This window comes from Streptomyces sp. NPDC058964 (assembly GCF_042741275.1).
Taxonomy (GTDB): Bacteria; Actinomycetota; Actinomycetes; order Streptomycetales; family Streptomycetaceae; genus Streptomyces.
On the sequence record NZ_JBHYKH010001021.1, the window covers coordinates 1 to 1175 of the forward strand.

Here is a 1175-nt window from a genome sequence, read left to right on the forward strand (position 1 = left end):
GTACACGCTGACGAAGCGTCTGGGCTGACCGGCCGGGGGCCTCCTGCCGCGCCGTCTTCGGGCGCGGTGGGACACCTGCCTGTCCAGGGCGCGGACCCACGACCGCTGAAGGTCCGAAAACCACCGGTCCCGTACGCCGTCGGGCGCACGGGACCGGGCGGAACCGGCCGAGAACCTCAGCTCTCCCGGCGCGCCCCCGCGGCCGGGACCGCCTCGAACACGCGTGGGGCCGTGAAGTTCGCCGCCGCGAAGGCCTCCTCGACCGCCTTGGTGATCGTGTCGACGTCGGCCGCCTCCGCGAGGACGATCGCCGAGCCGCCGAAGCCGCCGCCGGTCATGCGGGCGCCGAGGGCACCGGCGCCCAGGGCGGTGTCGACGACCAGGTCCAGCTCGGGGCAGGAGATGCGGAAGTCGTCCCGCAGCGAGGCGTGGCCCTCGGTCAGCACCGGGCCGATCGCCCGCGTTCCACCCGACTCCAGGAGCGACACGACCCGCTCGACACGCTGGTCCTCGGTGACCACGTGGCGCACCAGGCGCCGTACCTCCTCCTCGTCGCCGAGCCGCTCGAGGGCCGCTTCGAGACCGTCGTAGGCGATGTCCCGCAGCGCGTCGACGCCCAGCAGCGCCGCGCCCTTCTCACAGCCCGCCCGGCGCTTGCCGTACTCGCCGTCGCTGTGGGAGTGCTTGACCCGGGTGTCGACGACCAGCAGGCGCATGCCCTCGGCGGCCAGGTCGAAGGGGATCTGCTTCTGGGAGAGGTCGCGGGTGTCGAGGAACAGGGCGTGGCCCCGCTCGCAGCAGGCCGACGCGGTCTGGTCCATGATGCCGGTGGGGGCGCCGACGTAGACGTTCTCGGCGCGCTGGCACAGGCGGGCCAGCTGCCAGCGCTGGAGGCCGAGTTCGTACAGGTCGTTGAGGGCCAGGGCGATGACGACCTCCAGGGCCGCCGACGACGACAGACCGGCGCCGGTCGGGACCGTGGACGCCAGGTGGACGTCCGCGCCGGTGACCGGGTGCCCCGCCTCGCGCAGCGCCCAGACCACGCCTGCCGGGTACGCCGTCCAGTCGCGGTCGCTGCCCGGCTCGAGGCCGTCCAGCGGCAGTTCCACGACACCGCCCTCGACGTCGGACGAGTGCAGGCGCAGCACCCCCGCCCAGCGCCCTGTCACCGGCGC

General features: G+C 74.2%; 1 protein-coding gene. It reads right to left on the bottom strand.

Annotated elements, in window-relative coordinates:
• Positions 1-176: 176 nt before the first annotated feature.
• The coding region (locus ACFW2E_RS47350; RefSeq protein WP_384478489.1) for a galactokinase at positions 177-1175 on the bottom strand (999 nt) is incomplete at its 5' end.